This is a genomic window from Armatimonadota bacterium (genome assembly GCA_036504095.1).
Lineage (GTDB): Bacteria > Armatimonadota > DTGP01 > JAKQQT01 > JAKQQT01 > DASXUL01.
Genome location: DASXVS010000031.1, coordinates 1 through 15,622, shown reverse-complemented (window position 1 = coordinate 15,622; position 15,622 = coordinate 1). Strand labels below are relative to the sequence as shown.

Here is a 15,622-nt window from a genome sequence, read left to right as displayed (position 1 = left end):
GTTCCCCTACTTTGCCATTTTCGGCTTTGTGTACCGGCCGGTGATACGGCCGACGTTGCGCGCGGTGACCGCTTCAAGCCACGCTCTGCGCGGGACGCCTGCGTCCGACAGTACCCCGTCCCAGAACGACGTCCAGGCTCCGTCCGGAGACCACGGCGCCGTCCTCGCTGCGATCCAGCGTCCGTCGCCGGTTCGCCTTTCGGTCATCAGCGGCAGCCCATCGTATCCGGACGCGAGAACGCGAGCGCCCCGCTGTGCTGGTTCACCCACTGCAACAACGATAGCCCCGCGACGGGCTGCATCTTCAACCTTGAGGCGCGCGGTGCGTGACAGTGGATCAGGACAAATAATCACCGCGAACCGGGCCAGGGATACCGCGCGGGAGGCAATCTGCTCCTCGCTCACGAAATTGGGCCATACCCCCGACGCCCGCAGCCCGGCATAGCACCGGAACGCTTCCGGCGACTGGGCGCTCCGCTCCGGCACCAGGATCGCCACCTCGGATAACGTTGGCAGATAGACATTCGGGCCGGCCAGCGGCGCGAGCGCATCGCGCGTGCTCTTGGCGGCGGCAGCCTCCTCCGGCGGGACGACCCGCAACCCTGACACCCCGTTCCTGACGCATTCGTTAATCCAGTATTCGACCCAGCCCGCGCCCCCTGTAAAACCGGACAGGTCGAGCGTCGGGAGCGGGATCCTCTGCACGAGATCCGCCGCGAGCCGCAGCTGAAATCCCACGCGGTAGCGATTTTCGGCTGACTGAGCCGTCAGCCGCGGCTTCAGGATGACACCCGGGTAATCGGCAGCGGTGACCGCGGCGATGACCTCGCTCAACGAACCGGAAACTATGATCCGGCCGCGCAGGCTCCACGCGCGACGTCTGGCCGCTATCCGGTCCGCTCCCGCCGTCGCCGGAACGTCCCAGTACGCATAGTAGTCCGCCGCTTCCGGCGGAGCCGGGGAGTTCGGAGCCTTGAGGTCCAGCGCCAAGGGCTGCTCCGCGCCGGTGAAAACGGCATACGGCCGCGCGAGCGACAACTGCGGCGAGTTGACCGGGAGCGCCACGGGTTTCGCCGCGCCGAACGACGGTCCACACGCCAGCGCCAGGATCGGCAGCAGGGCTTTCACACTGCCATTGTATCGCGCGCATCGGGCCGGCGTGGCTTGCCCTGCGTGGCGCGGCGGCCGATAATGAACGTATGGTAACCATTGTGAAGCAAGTGACGGTATTTCTGACGGATAAGCCCGGCCAGTTGGCGAACGCGCAGGCGGCCCTCGCCGACGCGGGTATCAACATTCGCGCGCTGTCGTCTATCCCACTGGCCAGCGACCACGGGACGGCCCACTTCGTGGTGGACGACGCGCCGGGGGCGGAGAAGGCGCTCGCGCCCGTGGGCCTGGCCGTCCGCACAACGGATGTCCTCCTGGTGCAGATGCCGGACCGCCCGCGCGCCCTCCTCGAGGTAACGCAGCGCCTCGCCAACGCCGGGGTCAACATCCAGTACGTGTACGGCACTGTTACCGCTCCGGGCTTCCCCTCCCCGGCGGTATTCAAGGTGTCGGACATCGAGGCCGCCGTCAAGGCGCTCGCGGGCGTCTGAACCCGTGCAGACAGGCGTCGATGCGATGGTCGCGGAGGCATTCGCCCGCATCCGCGGCCGCAGCGTGGCCCTGTTGTGCAACCAGGCCAGCCTGACATCCGACGTCCGCCTCTCGTTCGATGCGTTCCACGCGGCCCATCAATCCGGCGTTTTCAACCTCGAGGCGGTGTTCGGCCCGCAGCACGGGCTCTGGGGCCACACCCAGGACAACATGATCGAGTGGGAGGGTGGAACCGACGCTCGAACCGGGCTCACAGTCTACTCGCTGTACGGTGAGCACCGCGAGCCCACTCAGGAAAGTCTCGACGGCGTTGACCTGTTCGTCGTGGACCTGCCGGACATCGGCGCGCGCGCCTATACGTTCGTCTGGACGATGGTGCTCTGCATGAAGGCTTGCGAGCAAGCAGGCGTCCCGATTTTGGTGCTGGACCGTCCCAACCCCATTGGCGGTACGCGGGTCGAGGGCCCGCTTCTTGACCCCGAATACGCCTCGTTCATCGGTCTGCACCCGCTTCCCTTGCGGCATGGGCTCACCATCGGCGAGGTCGCCCGCCACCTGCGTGCGGAGCACTACCCGAAGGCCGATCTGAGCGTAGTGCCCGTTGAGGGCTGGGTTCCCGCCGCCTGCGGCGATGAGCCGGGATTGCTGTGGGCGATGCCGTCACCCAACATGCCATCCGTGGACACGGAGGTCGTTTACCCCGGGATGTGCCTCCTCGAAGGCACGAACCTGAGTGAAGGGCGCGGCACAACGCGCCCGTTCGAGATGTTCGGCGCGCCGTTCATAGATGGCTGGGATCTGGCGGCAGCGCTCAACGCGCTGGACCTGCCCGGCGTCCGCTACCGTCCGGTCGTTTTCGAGCCGACCTTCGATAAGCACGCCGGAACGGCGTGCGGAGGCTGCGCCGTCCATGTCCTTGACCGTGACGCGTATGAGCCGGTGCTCAGCGGTATCGCCGTCCTGCAAGCGGTTAAGCGCCTGTACCCCGACGCGTTCGAATGGAAGCAGCCCCCGTTCGAGTACGACGAAACGCATATGCCGATCGACATCCTGGCAGGGACCAACTGGGTGCGCGAAGCCGTGGATGCGTTCACGCCCCTCATGGAGATCCGCGGCCGCCTCCTGTCAGACGCCGCGGCGTTTGCGTCGATGCGGGAAGCGGCGATACTGTACAGCAGGTGAACCAACCACAAAGGCACGAAGGCACAAAGACGAAAGTGAGGAATGATGAGTGATGAATGCCAGAGACGATCGGACATTCATCACTCATCATTCTGAAATCATCATTTTGTCAGGCGTACGGCTTCGTCGCTGAAGAACTGGCAGCATTTGGCAACGTTGCTCACCAGTTCGGCGCCCGTTGTCGATTCGTACTCGATGGAGAAAACTCCCCTGAATTTCTGCCGCTTGAGCTCCTCGAGCATCTTCGAGGCATCGAGCACTCCCGTGCCCCACGGTGCGTCACGCTTCTCCGCATCAAGGTCCTTGAAGTGGAGGCTGATGATGCGGCCCTTCAACTGCCGGAGGCACTCAACCGGAACGCGGCCGGAGCGGTACCAGTGGCCCGTGTCCGCGCACGAACCGACGCGCTTGCTGAGCCCCTTTGTCGCCGCGAGCACGGTTTCCGGCACGGCATAATGGCTCGGCGTCGGGTGGTCGTGAATCGCTACGTTGATCTTGTATTCCTTGCACAACCGATCCAGCATCGGCATCGCGCTTTCGGGCGGTTCCGAGACGATCGTGATCAGCTTCATCTTCCTTGCGAAATCGAAAACCTTGCTGTCTCCGGCCTCGTTATCGTCAAGTCCGACGACTCCGTAGTTGACCGCCGTGATGCGGGCGGCCTTGAGTTTGCGCTGTAATTGCGCGATCATTTCGGGCGATGCGTTATGGTCGAACGAGGCTGGATTGTCCGGCGAGAAACGCTGCCCGGGGTACAGCTCGATGTAACGGATACCGATCGCCTGAAGCGTATCGATGGTCTCGAACAGCGTCATATCGCGGAACGTGTAGGCCTGGCAAGACAGCTTCCAGCCCAGTTTGTTCATCGCGGCGTAATTCAGGTGCGGCTTGGCGACGCCCTTCGGCAACGCGGGGGCGGCGCCCGAAGAGGCGGCGGCGAGGCCGACCGCAGCCAGCGCGACGAGAGTGATGCGAATGCTCAATGTATTCCTCCAGTGCGGCTGAACGCGCCGCTATGTATATGACTGTATGCCGGACGAACTGAAAGACGGCGAAGACTCCGGCCGGATACCCTTCGTGCCTTCGCGCCTTTGTGATCCTTCGAAGGCGGCTATTCGAAACCGATCGGCGCGAGCTTGCGCCCTTCCTCCACCCGCCGCAGGACTTCCGCGCTCTTCGCCTCGGAACCCGGTTTCTTCAACAAGGCGAACATGTTCGTCTTGTACGCTTCGACGCCCGGCTGGTCAAACGGGTTCACGCCCAGCAGGTAGCCGCTCACAGCGGTCCCGCGCTCGAAGAAGTAGATCAGCGCGCCGAGGTGATACGCGTCGAGTTTGGGGATGCTGATCGTCATGTTCGGCACGCCGCCATCGCGATGTGCCAGAGCCGTGCCCTCGAATGCCTTGCGGTTGACTTCGCCTATCTCCGTACCGGTGAGGAAATTCAGGCCGTCCGCGTTGTCCGGGTCGTCCGGAATCCGCACGCTGGGCGACGCGTCTTCGATGCTGATGAACGTCTCCAGAAGCGACCGCCGGCCGTCCTGGACCCATTGCCCCATACTGTGGAGGTCCGTCGTGTACTGCACGCTCGCGGGGAAGAGGCTCATATGGTCCTTACCCTCGCTCTCGCCGACCAACTGCTTCCACCATTCCGCGAAATACAGCAGGCGGGGGTCCCACGTGGCCAGGAGTTCGATCGATTTGCCCTGGCGGTACAGGAGGTTTCGCGCCGCCACCCAGTAATAGGCGGGGTTGGACTTCACCGCCGAGGTTTCGCACGCCGCGCAGCAATTAGCCGCGCCCTTCACCAGGGCGCGAACGTCGACGCCCGCGAAAGCGATCGGCAGGATGCCGACGGCGCTCAGAACGCTGAACCGGCCGCCAACGTTCGGCGGAACGTCGAACAGCTCGTAGCCTTTCGTCGTCGCGACCCGCCGGAGCGCGGATTTCCCGGCATCCGGATCGGTGGTGGCCACGATGAGGTCCTTGGCCGCTTCGACGCCTACCTGCTCCTCAAGCGCGGCCCGCAGCAGGCGGAATGCCACGGCGGGCTCGGTGGTCGTTCCCGATTTGCTCACAACGTTGATGCACCATCGCTTGCCCTTCAGGCTCTTCAGCAGCGATGCGATGTAGTCCGGCGCCAGCGTCTGGCCGGCGAAGACGACACGCCCGGCGTCGCTTCCGGCAAGCGCTTCGATGACCGCGCGGGCGCCAAGATACGAGCCGCCGATCCCGATCACCACCATCACGTCCGCCTTCTCCCGCAGGCGGACGGCAGTCGCCTCGATGCCTGAGAGCAGTTCGGCCGGCATAAGCGCGTCAGGGTAGAGCCAGCCGAGGAATGCCGCGCCCGGCCCTGTGCCATCCACGAGTACGGAGTGGACGTAGTCCACCCGGTCCTGCCACTGCGAAATCTCTGCCGGGGAAGCTTCCGGCGACAGATAGTTCGGATCCAGCTTTATTCCTACACCCATGTATTCACTCCCCGTTTTGATAGACAGTTGACCACCGATAAACATGCTGCGGGCCACCCCAACATGGTGACTGCGCAGGCGAGCGCAATGCCAGCGCAAACGGCGGCAGAGCGTGCGAAATCCGGCATCGCGCGCCTCGATTCTGATCGGTACGCCGCCGTCGCGCCCATCTCAGCTGCCGGCGCCGTCATCTACGGGCAGGCGCATACGGAACCACGTAACCCCATTGGCGCGATCGACGACGACGTTTCCTTCGTGCCGCTTCGCGATCTGGCGCGCCACTGTGAGGCTCAACCCGGTCCACTGTGTCGCGGAAGACGAAAATGTGCCAAAAGCGGACCCAATTTCTTCCTCGGCCAGGTCCTCCCTGTCGTCTCCAACCGAGAACTCGACGAAGCCGTCGTCCCGGGAGGTGCCGACGTAGACCGGCCGTTCCCGGCGCGCGGCGGCCGCGTTCGCCAGGAGCGACCGCATGGCCTGAAGAAGCTGCGCCCAGTCACCGCGCGTGGGCGGGAGTTCCGCGGCCCAATCTGTCTCCACCGGTACTCGGACGGATGTGAGGCGTTCCTGAACGGCGCGGTGTGCCAATTCGGTGATATCGAGGCGAACCACCTCCGGCTTCGATCCGCCGGCCAGGGCGGTCAAGTCCGTGATCATGTCCGCCGCCTGCCCGATCGACCGGCCGATCGCCTCAAAGTGGCGCTCGATCTTCTCGTCGCCTCCGGGGCATCGGGAGTGAAGGTAATACGAAGACGCGGAGATCACGTTCAAAGGGTTGCGAAGGCCGTGTGCAACTTCTTTCGCCAGATAGCCTACGGCCGCGAGCTTCTCGTTGAGCACCGCCTCTTCGTGGGCGAGGCGAAGGTCTTCCGTGGTTGCCTGTGCCCGCTCCTCGAGTTCATCCCTGATCGCGGTGAGTTGCTCGAAGAGAAACGCGTTGTGCATGGCCGCGGCGGCCAGGTCTGCGAGTAGGCACGCGGCCTCGATGTGGGTCGCCTCGAACTCGGCGTCGTCCGAGAAGTATTGCGTCAGCGTGCCGGACACCACGTCCCTGCTCCGGAGAGGCACAACGAGGACGCGCCGGATCCCTTCCCCCGCGAGCAGCCTGTCGAACTCGGGGCAATGCAGGACCGGATGCGTCATATGGTACGCCCACGCCTCGTTGCTGTCTTTGATGCCCCGGGCAACAGCCTGGAGCGCGGGCGACCGTTCTCGAACGCTTCTGAGGTCCTCCTGAAAGGATGGGGAGAGCCCGCGCTGCGCGAGCGCATCCCAGTCATCGTCCCGCCCGCCGGCCCAGATGGCGGCCTTATCCGCGCCCAGCACTTCCTGGGCCGCATCAAGAACCGCTTCGATCACGGCCCCTACCTGCAGGCAGTCGGTGATGAGGCGATATGCGGCCTGCAGCCCGGACATCAGTTTGTCGCGGCGTTTCCATGCCCGTTCCGAAGTGGACAGGGCCTTGAGGTCCTCATGCACGATGATGACGTTCTCAACGGCGCCGGCATCGTCGAAAATCGGAATGAGGGTGGCGCGGATCTCGCCGGGAGCCGCGGAGCCGGCTCTCAGCGGCAGAAATGGCGCTGTCGGCGTGTGCACCAGTTCGCCGGCGAAAGCTCGCTCTATGTACTGGTCCAGGCCCTGCGCGCGGATCGACGCGTGGGTGCGCGGGTTGTGTTTGCCTTCAACCTCCTGCCGCGTGCCATATCCGAAGAGCGCGAGATAGGCATCGTTCACGCGAACGGTCAAGCCGTCCTTGTCAAGAACCTGCATGCTCACGGGAACGTGCGCAATCAGGCTGTCCAACATCGCGGCGCTTGCCGGCATACCAATATCCCCCATGCGTCCCGATGGCCGGCGTCGTCCATCGACGTCCCGCAGTTGCCCATTCACGGGGCCAACGGCCATCATGCCCGTGTTGCGGCGTCGCCGCGACCCCATATGAATAGTAATTACCCGATTGCGTCGAAGCGAACACGGCGCAAATCAAATCGACACTGGAGCAATATATGAAAACTGGACGAGCTCTATTGAGCGTCTCGGACAAGGCCGGCCTGGCGGAATTCGCGCGCGGTCTCGTCGATCTGCATTTCGAAATCCTGTCCACCGGAGGCACTGCGCGCGCCCTCGCCGACGCCGACATCCCCGTGACGCCGGTGGATAAGGTCACTGGATTCCCCGAGATGATGGATGGCCGCGTCAAAACCCTTCACCCGGCGATTCACGGCGCCATCCTCGCGGACCGGCGAAAACCCGAGCACATGGCCGCCATCGCCGAGAAGGGCATCGAACCGATCGACCTTGTGGTCGTCAACCTCTACCCCTTTGAGAAGACGGTTGCCAATCCGGACGTGACGCTGGACGAAGCGATCGAGAACATCGATATCGGCGGCCCCTCGATGGTGCGCAGCGCCGCCAAGAATCACAACGCGGTTGGGATCGTCGTGGACCCGGCGGACTATGCCACGGTCCTCGCGGAACTACAGGCGAATGGCTCGCTGTCCGATGCCCTGCGCCGCCGGCTGGCGGTCAAGGCGTACGCCCACACGTCCGCGTACGATGCCGCCATCACCCGGTTCCTCGGCGGCGAAGGCCTGTTCCCGGAACGGTTGACTCTGACCCTCGACAAGGCGCTCGGAATGCGCTACGGCGAAAATCCGCATCAGCAGGCGGCATTCTACCGGCAGACCGGTTACACCGGGCCAACGTTGGCCGATGCGCGCCTTCTGAGCGGCCTCGAGCTCTCCTACAACAACATCCAGGACGCTGACGCAGCGATGCGGGTCGTAATGTCATTCACGCAGCCCGCGTGCGCCATCATCAAGCACACGAATCCGTGCGGTTGCGCCATAGCGGACTCCCCTGTCGAGGCGTTTGTCCGCGCCCGCGCCGGCGACCCTGTGTCGGCCTTCGGCGGCATCGTGGCCGTGAATCGCGAACTGGACGATGACACGGCGGCGGCCCTGTGCGAGAAGAACCAGAAATGGGACATCATCCTCGCGCCTTCATTCAGCGCCGCCGCGCTGGACCGGTTCGCCAACCGGAAATCCTGGGGCAAAACGGTCCGGTTGATCGAAGTGCCGGACTGGTCCTCAACCGCGGAGCGCGCCGGGCGGCCCGTGACGGACAAGGATCTCGATTTCAAGCGCGTGCTGGGGGGGATGCTGGTTCAGGAGCCCGACCGCATCGAGCTGACGCCGGCGGATCTGAAGGTCGTTTCGGAGACGCAGCCTGCGCCGGGGCAGATAGAGCAGATGCTTTTCGCCTGGACGGTGATGCGCCACGTGAAATCCAACGCCATCGTGATCGCTCGCGAGTTCCAGTTGGTGGGCGCGGGCGCAGGGCAGATGAACCGGGTCAACAGCGTCAAACTCGCGCTGGAGCAGGCAGGGGAGCGCGCCGAAGGCGCCGTGCTGGCTTCCGACGCGTTCTTCCCATTCCCGGACGGTCCGGAGGCCGCCATCAAGGGCGGCGTGAAGGCTATCATCGAGCCGGGTGGCAGCACAAAGGACGCGGACGTGATTGCGGTGTGCAATCAGTACGGGGTGCCGCTCGTGTTCACTGGCATCCGGCACTTCAAGCACTGAACACCAAACCGGTTCGGCGGGGTGAACGCGGCCGCAATCCAGCCCGAACCCCGCCGCCCGCTTGTGTGCTTCGCGCTTTCAGCCGGTGGCCGATTAATGCTCCGGCCACTATTCTGTCTCATCCAGCGCGAATTATCTATATTAGCAGTATGAGAAACCTTGCTTGCGTGTTCCTCGTGGCGTTGCCCTTCCTCGTTCCCGCGAAGGCGCGTGCCGTTCCCACACTCACCATGTGGGGACCAGAACTTGAGAAGAGCCTTAACACCATGGGCTTCGACCGCGAAGTGTCCGCGTTCGAAGAGAAATACAACTGTAAGGTCAAACGCCTCAGCATGGGCGCGGGCGGTATGGACCCCCAGAAGCTCTCCACGGCGATTGCCGGCGGCATGCCGCCGGATCTGGTCCGGCAGGACCGGTTCACCGTCGGCGACTGGGCATCACGGGACGCCTTCCAGACCCTCGACGATCTCATCGCGCGCGACCAGAAGCTTCCAAACGGAATCCGAAAGAACGAATTCTATCCCTCCACGTGGATGGAGGCCGTGTACAAAGGCCACGTCTACGCAATACCGGACAGCACGGATGACCGCGCCCTCTACTACAACAAATCCCTCTTCCGCGCCGCCGGACTGGACCCGGACAATCCACCGAAAACCTGGGAAGACCTGAAACGGCTCGCCCCCCTGCTCACGAAGAATGACAAGCAGGGAGATATAAAGCAGATCGGCTTCATCCCCAACTTCGGAAACGTATGGCTGTACATGTATTCCTGGCAGGCAGGCGGCGAATTCATGAGCCCCGACGGCCGAAAATGCACGCTTGCCAATCCGTATACCACCGAATCCCTGCAGTTCTTCGTCGATATGACCAACCTCGTGGGCGGCCGCGTGAAGGTCGATGCGTTCCAGAGCGGCTTCGGCGGTAACGCGATGGACCCGTTCCTTACCGGCAAGGTCGCGATGAAGACCGACGGCAACTGGTTCATGGACAGCATCCTGCGCTACAACCCGACGCTGGACTTCGGCGTTGTGCCGGCGCCCGTTCCCGCGGCGCGCCTGCGCGGGGAAGGTCGATACAAGGGACAGCCTCCGTACATCACCTGGTCGGGCGGATTCTCGTGGGTCATTCCCGTCGGAGTGTCCCCGGCCCAGCGGGAACTGGCCTGGCAGTTCATCAAGTTCGACGAGAGCCTGGAGGGTCAGCGTATCCGATGGATCGCGCAGCGCGAAGGATACGCCAAAGCGGGACGACCGTTCCTGCCCCAGATGCGCGCGAACAGAGTTGTGAACGCGGCCATCATGAAGGAGTTCCTCCCGAATCGCCCGCGCGTGCTGGCCGCCATGAAGGTCTTCATGGACATGATGAAGGTCTCCAAGTTCCGCCCTGTCACCTTCGTAGGGCAGAGGCTGTGGGACGAGCACGTCCGCGCAATGGACGAGTCTTTGCGCGGCATGACCCCGCACGATGCCCTCATGGCCGGACAGATCGCCGTGCAGAAGGAGCTCGACAAGGCATTTGAGCGCGAGCACTCGCCGGTTGTCCCCCGTTGGGCGTATCAGGCCCTCACCGCCATCGGTTTCGGGCTCATCGCCCTGGCCATCGGCTGGGTGTTGATGAAGATGCGCACGCAGGGACGGAACGGGCGGGCGGAAACGCGCGCGGCCTACCTGTTCGCCGCGCCATGGATCATCGGGTTCCTCGTGTTCACGCTAGGCCCCATCCTGATGAGTATCCTGCTCTCGTTTTGCGAGTACGACGTCCTCCACGAGCCTCGGTGGCTCGCCCTGGCCAACTACCGCGAGCTGCTGAGCCCGGCGGGCGATGGTCCGATCCTCGTGAAGTCCTTCTACAACGCAGGCTTCATGAGCATCATCGGGATTCCGCTCACAATGATGGCCGGCCTCGCAATTGCGCTCCTATTGAACGCCAAAGTCAAGGGGATGCACTATTACCGCACGGCGTACTACCTGCCGAGCATCGCCCCAGTGGTGGCCAACGCCATCCTCTGGCTGTGGCTCCTCAACCCCCAGTACGGCATCATCGACCACGCGTGGGGCGCGACCCTAACGAGATGGTTTGGCTGGGCCGCGCCGAACTGGATGGCCGACGAAAACTGGTCAAAACCGGCGTTCATCCTGATGGGCCTCTGGGGCGCGGGAAGCGGCATGATCCTGTGGCTGGCCGGCTTGCAGGGGATTCCGCAGCATCTCTATGAAGCGGCCGAACTGGACGGTGCCGGAGTGTGGGGCAAGTTCCGCAACGTGATGCTGCCGATGCTTTCTCCCACCATCTTCTTCCTGGGCGTGATGGGCGTTATCGGAAGCCTGCAGATCTTCGAAATCGCCTATATCATGCGCGGCGCGGGCCCGCTCGGCGCGCCCGCCGATTCCACCATGATGCCGGTCGTGCTCCTGTTCCAGAACGCGTTCCAGTACTTCAAAATGGGCTACGCCAGCGCGCTAGCGTGGATACTCTTCGTGGTGATCATGATCATCACCCTTTTCCAGTTGAAACTCAGCCAGCGCTGGGTGCACTACGGCGACTGAACGCCGCACGAACTGATTACGTATGACGATTTATCGACACATTGTCCTCGCCGCGACTTGCAGCCTTCTGGCCCTCGGGACCGGGGCGGTCGCACACCCATTTCGCAACCCGTTGGCGGACCCGCTGAAAGAGGCCCTCTCGGTCGTGGACCAGGAGCGCGATCTCCAGACGGACCTTTACATCCTCTCCCAGCAGCGGCCCGGTAAGAAGGAAGCAGGCTCGGGCGACAAACTCTACTGGGGAAATCGCGGCCGCAAGGAGATCGCCCTCACGTTCGACGATGGTCCGCACCCGATGTTCGTGCCATTGATCCTGCGCATACTGGCCCAGCACCACGCCAAAGCGACCTTCTTTGTCATCGGCGAAATGGCGGAACGTTATCCCGACATGGTCCTCGCCGAAGCCGCGGCCGGGCATCAGGTGAGCAACCACACGTTCCACCACGCCCGCCTGAACAAAGTGATTCCCGAGATGGCCGGCCCCGAGATCGAAGCCTGCGACGTTATGCTCGAACGGATTCTGAAACGACCCGCCGACCGCTATTTCCGCCCTCCCGGCGGCGAGATCAATGAGAGCGTCGTTTCTACGTGCCGCCGACTCGGGAAGACGCCTGTGATGTACACGAATGACCCGCAGGACTTCAAGAACGTCGGGGAGAAGGTCCTGTTGGACCGCCTTCTGAAGCGCATCGCGCCCGGCGGAATCATCCTTCTCCACGACAACGTGAAGCAGACCATCCGGATACTGCCCGCGCTGCTCAACGCGCTGGACGAACGCGGTTACCGCTGCGTGACGATCTCACAACTGGACGCGCGCCGAAACCTCCCGCCGGACAGCCAGGCCAGGCTGCTCTCCGCGTCCACTCAATGGGCTCAGCGGACGGCCGGCCCGAGGGAACACGCGCGCGCCGTTGAGTCCCCGCGCCGCGCGATGGCCCGCCCCGAGTAGCCAGATGATGAAGTACACCCGAACAATCCTGCTGCCTGCTCTCTTCCTCGCCGGCCTGCCCGTGGCGTTCGCACAGATCCCGTTCGCGCCCGATCTGGCCGCGACGATGGACCCCATCAAACTCCAGCTCACGGCGAAGGATCAGGAGCGCGATTATCTCAGCGACCTCCAGATTATCGCGCAGGACACCGTGGAGCGACGCAAAGGCTGGCGATTCGAAAAGCTGTACCGCGGCGATGCGTCGCGAAAGATGCTGGCGCTGACGATCGACGACGGACCGCATCCCCTGTTCACCCCGGGCCTGCTCGCCGCGCTGAAACAGCTGGACATCCCCGCGACTTTCTTTGTGATCGGCGAAGAGGCCCAGTTCAATCCGGACCTGATCAAGGCGGAGGTCGCGGCCGGGCACCAGGTCAGCAACCACACCTATCACCACGCCCGCCTGAATCACGTCATGCCGGACCTAATCGCGCCCGAGATCGCCGCCTGCGATGCGGTGATATCGCGGATTACCGGAAAGCCCGCCGACCCGTATCTGCGCCCCCCGGGCGGCGAATACGACGCTGATGTCATTACGGCGTGCCGAGAACTGGGAAAGACGATCGTGATGTATACGGACGATCCGGCGGATTACGCGAACCCCGCCCCGGATCTCCTTTTCGAGCGGACGATGAAACACGCGTCGAACGGCGGAATCCTCCTCTTCCACGATGGCGTGCAGGAGACGATCGATCAGTTACCCCGCATCGTGAACGCGCTCAAGGCCAGGGGATACCGGTTCGTAACGATCTCGGAATTGGACGCCGCCTCCCGCCCGAGAGCCATTCGGGATTGGCAGAAAAAGACGCCGCTCCCGCCGATCCGGACCGTCCCGTTTCCGAAACCGCGAAAGCGATAACTCAACTCTCACTTCTCACTTCTCAATTCTCAACTCTCACTTCTCACTTCTCAACTCTCACTTCTCGCTTCTGAGGGCTAGCATTGGATAAACTGCTTCCGTTGATCTGGGTCGCCGAGGTCTTCGTCGCCTACGTCGCCATCGGGCTATGGCTCGTCACCCTTCGTGACGTTATCCGGCGCGGCGCCGGCGCGGCCGGCATCGGGGCGATGCTGTTATCTGCCGCGCTCCTGGCCTGGCCGTGGCTGGCGCACGTCGATGCCGTCCCCGTCCTCCTCGCCTCATCCTGCGCGGCGGCGGTCATCCTGCTGCTCGGCCGAAAGCTCGCACACGCTCAGACGCCCGCGCAGATCAAGGAACGCCGCGAGGACCAGCGCCAGGCGTACCTGCATCTCGTCCTACTCACCGGCGCGATCATCTTCATGGTGCCGTTCCTGTGGCTCGTCTCCACGTCGTTCAAGGTCGATGCGGACATCCTGACGAACGAGATCCGGTTTATGCCGCGTCGCCCGGTCAAAATCGACGACGGCAAAGGCGAAAAACTCGCCCTGGTGACCGTCGCCGGTTCCGCCCTGTCGGCGGATCAACAGACCATCGTCCCGCCGGACGACCCGAATTCCCCGCGCACCGGCGTCTGGGCATTGGTGAAGGACCTCGAGGACACGATTCTAGTGGCGCCGGTCTACGCCGGGGGACGATTGGGCAAGGAGAGCAAAGTCTCGCCGGATGCGGTGAAGCCCATCCTCAAACCGGGCTTCGTGTGGGAGAACTACCCGGAGAGCCTCAATTACCTGCCCGAGGAAACCAGGTACGGCCTCGTCTACCTCAACAACACGTTGAAGATAACGATCTTCAGCATCATCGGCACGCTGCTAACGGCCTCGATGGTCGCTTTCTCGTTCGCCCGCCTGCGCTGGCCCGGACGCGACGGCCTGTTCGTGCTCCTGCTGGCCACCATGATGCTGCCCGGCGCCGTGACCATGATCCCGCAGTTCCTCATCTGGCAGCGCCTTGGCTACATCGATACCCTGGTGCCCCTCTGGGCCGGCGCGTTCCTCGGAGGCGGCGCATTCAACGTGTTCCTGCTGCGCCAGTTCTTCCTGACGATCCCATCCGAGTTGGAGGAGGCGGCCAAGATTGACGGCTGCTCCTACTGGCGCACCTACTGGACCATCATGCTCCCCCTCGTGCGTCCGGCGCTCGCCACGGTGGCGATCATGACGTTCATGGGCAGTTGGAACAACTTCATGGGGCCGTTGATCTACATCTCTTCACCGACCAAGATGCCCATCGCGTACGCGTTGCAGTTGTACCAGAGCGTGCACGGCGGCGAGTACGGCTATATGATGGCCGCGTCCACGCTGGTGATGCTCCCGGTGCTGATGGTCTTCTTCTTCTGCCAGCGCTACTTCATCCAGGGGATAACCCTCACCGGCTTGAAGGGCTGAATCCAAAACCCAATAACAGGCGATTCCCGGACTAGACGCGGAGGGTCCATGATGGACGCGCGGCGCTGGCAACTATGGGTATGGCCGAGTGCCATTAGGTCGCGTCCATTGGAGGCATGCGCAGTGGGTACTGGTATGAAAGCCGTCATCGGAACACTTGGCGGTGCGGCTCTGGGTTATCTGGTCATACTCAATGGGATGTATTACATCTACCGCGCGTTCAGGCCAAATGGCGTTGCGTCCGAAGAGCCCATTTTCTTTCTCATTACCGCACTCGGAGGGATATTGCTGGGGGCCGTCACGGGACTAACCTGTGGTTTGTCATGGGGCGGGTATGCCCGTACGGCAGCACGGACGTGTCTCATCTGCTCGACGATGCTGTTTGGTTGGGTCTCTCTGCTATTCATTCAGGCGGATCTTCCGCCTGCTGCTAAGTTGGGGCAGGGGCTTGAACTCCTTCGGATTGACCGGTTCGGACTGCTCTTTGTATGGAATGCCGTCTTGTTGCTCTGGGGTGTCTGGTGGCGCATGCGCACTCTGCGCGAAGATAGTTAGCATGGATCATGCATGACACACTCAATTCACCAGCAGTCTGCTTTGTTCGTGAAGAGCCTCGTCCAATTTACGGGTAAGGTTGGGCGTATTACCGAGCGTTGAAAAGCTGTTGTTGGCGCGGTTCTGTCGAAGCGGTAGCAGGGTCGAACCCGAATGCGGGCGAGGCGCCCGCGCTCCATCCGCCATTCATCATTCATCACTCTGAATTCATCATTACCGCTCCCCCGCTTGGTCCCCCAGAATTGTCTGATGACAATAGATGGTGGACAGTTTCTGACAAGACATCCTTTACACTTCGCTCGGGAGGTGTGGGATGCCATTTCAGGAGCAATCGCTTATGCAGTCACGGAAACGATTGGCGAGCCTGGTGCTGGAGGGTGGC

Annotated in this window: 12 protein-coding genes; 8 read left to right on the top strand and 4 right to left on the bottom strand. The window is 63.0% G+C overall.

Translation table 11 applies throughout. The features are described 5' to 3' along the window. Positions 1–6: 6 nt before the first annotated feature. The gene (locus VGM51_06290; GenBank protein ID HEY3412650.1) at positions 7–1,128 is read right to left on the bottom strand and encodes a hypothetical protein; all 1,122 of its coding nucleotides are present in this window, start codon (positions 1,126–1,128) and stop codon (positions 7–9) included. Between the two features lie 71 nt (positions 1,129–1,199). Between VGM51_06290 and VGM51_06285 the strand changes: the two genes are divergently transcribed. Beyond that, on the top strand, positions 1,200–1,601 hold the full coding sequence (locus VGM51_06285) for an ACT domain-containing protein (GenBank protein HEY3412649.1): 402 nt from the start codon (positions 1,200–1,202) through the stop codon (positions 1,599–1,601). Between the two features lie 4 nt (positions 1,602–1,605). Then, positions 1,606–2,784 carry a DUF1343 domain-containing protein gene (locus tag VGM51_06280; protein ID HEY3412648.1) on the top strand — a complete coding sequence of 393 codons (1,179 nt, stop codon included), beginning with the start codon at positions 1,606–1,608 and terminating at the stop codon, positions 2,782–2,784. Between the two features lie 101 nt (positions 2,785–2,885). On the opposite strand, the gene VGM51_06275 is transcribed toward VGM51_06280, so the two are convergent. The 3 genes from VGM51_06275 to VGM51_06265 all read right to left on the bottom strand — a co-directional run bounded on the left by VGM51_06275 (position 2,886) and on the right by VGM51_06265 (position 7,084). Continuing rightward, positions 2,886–3,767, bottom strand: a complete 882-nt coding sequence (locus VGM51_06275) for a sugar phosphate isomerase/epimerase (protein HEY3412647.1) — start codon at positions 3,765–3,767, stop codon at positions 2,886–2,888. A 128-nt stretch (positions 3,768–3,895) separates the two neighbouring features. After that, positions 3,896–5,257: a glucose-6-phosphate isomerase gene (locus VGM51_06270; protein ID HEY3412646.1), complete on the bottom strand. Its 1,362-nt coding sequence runs from the start codon at positions 5,255–5,257 to the stop codon at positions 3,896–3,898. A gap of 171 nt (positions 5,258–5,428) precedes the next feature. Then, on the bottom strand, positions 5,429–7,084 hold the full coding sequence (locus VGM51_06265; GenBank protein HEY3412645.1) for an ATP-binding protein: 1,656 nt from the start codon (positions 7,082–7,084) through the stop codon (positions 5,429–5,431). A 182-nt stretch (positions 7,085–7,266) separates the two neighbouring features. Here VGM51_06265 and purH point away from each other — a divergent pair, with 182 nt between their 5' ends. From purH to VGM51_06235, 6 genes are all read left to right on the top strand, one after another. Further along, positions 7,267–8,844: a bifunctional phosphoribosylaminoimidazolecarboxamide formyltransferase/IMP cyclohydrolase gene (gene purH, locus VGM51_06260; GenBank protein HEY3412644.1), complete on the top strand. Its 1,578-nt coding sequence runs from the start codon at positions 7,267–7,269 to the stop codon at positions 8,842–8,844. Between the two features lie 149 nt (positions 8,845–8,993). Continuing rightward, positions 8,994–11,390, top strand: a complete 2,397-nt coding sequence (locus tag VGM51_06255; protein HEY3412643.1) for an extracellular solute-binding protein — start codon at positions 8,994–8,996, stop codon at positions 11,388–11,390. A 22-nt stretch (positions 11,391–11,412) separates the two neighbouring features. Continuing rightward, positions 11,413–12,339 carry a polysaccharide deacetylase family protein gene (locus VGM51_06250; protein HEY3412642.1) on the top strand — a complete coding sequence of 309 codons (927 nt, stop codon included), beginning with the start codon at positions 11,413–11,415 and terminating at the stop codon, positions 12,337–12,339. 4 nt (positions 12,340–12,343) lie between these two features. After that, the gene (locus VGM51_06245) at positions 12,344–13,237 is read left to right on the top strand and encodes a polysaccharide deacetylase family protein (protein HEY3412641.1); all 894 of its coding nucleotides are present in this window, start codon (positions 12,344–12,346) and stop codon (positions 13,235–13,237) included. Positions 13,238–13,320: 83 nt separating this feature from the next. Further along, positions 13,321–14,685, top strand: coding sequence for a carbohydrate ABC transporter permease (locus tag VGM51_06240; protein HEY3412640.1), 1,365 nt, complete (start codon positions 13,321–13,323; stop codon positions 14,683–14,685). Between the two features lie 135 nt (positions 14,686–14,820). Continuing rightward, positions 14,821–15,240, top strand: coding sequence for a hypothetical protein (locus VGM51_06235; protein HEY3412639.1), 420 nt, complete (start codon positions 14,821–14,823; stop codon positions 15,238–15,240). The last annotated feature ends 382 nt before the right edge of the window (positions 15,241–15,622 follow it).

Bases quoted from the DNA above. Each gene is read 5' to 3' on its own strand.
- VGM51_06285 (HEY3412649.1), top strand. From the start codon at position 1,200: ATGGTAACCATTGTGAAGCAAGTGACGGTATTTCTGACGGATAAGCCC.
- VGM51_06270 (HEY3412646.1), bottom strand. From the start codon at position 5,257: ATGGGTGTAGGAATAAAGCTGGATCCGAACTATCTGTCGCCGGAAGCT.
- VGM51_06265 (HEY3412645.1), bottom strand. From the start codon at position 7,084: ATGCCGGCAAGCGCCGCGATGTTGGACAGCCTGATTGCGCACGTTCCC.
- purH (HEY3412644.1), top strand. From the start codon at position 7,267: ATGAAAACTGGACGAGCTCTATTGAGCGTCTCGGACAAGGCCGGCCTG.
- VGM51_06255 (HEY3412643.1), top strand. From the start codon at position 8,994: ATGAGAAACCTTGCTTGCGTGTTCCTCGTGGCGTTGCCCTTCCTCGTT.
- VGM51_06250 (HEY3412642.1), top strand. From the start codon at position 11,413: ATGACGATTTATCGACACATTGTCCTCGCCGCGACTTGCAGCCTTCTG.
- VGM51_06245 (HEY3412641.1), top strand. From the start codon at position 12,344: ATGATGAAGTACACCCGAACAATCCTGCTGCCTGCTCTCTTCCTCGCC.
- VGM51_06235 (HEY3412639.1), top strand. From the start codon at position 14,821: ATGAAAGCCGTCATCGGAACACTTGGCGGTGCGGCTCTGGGTTATCTG.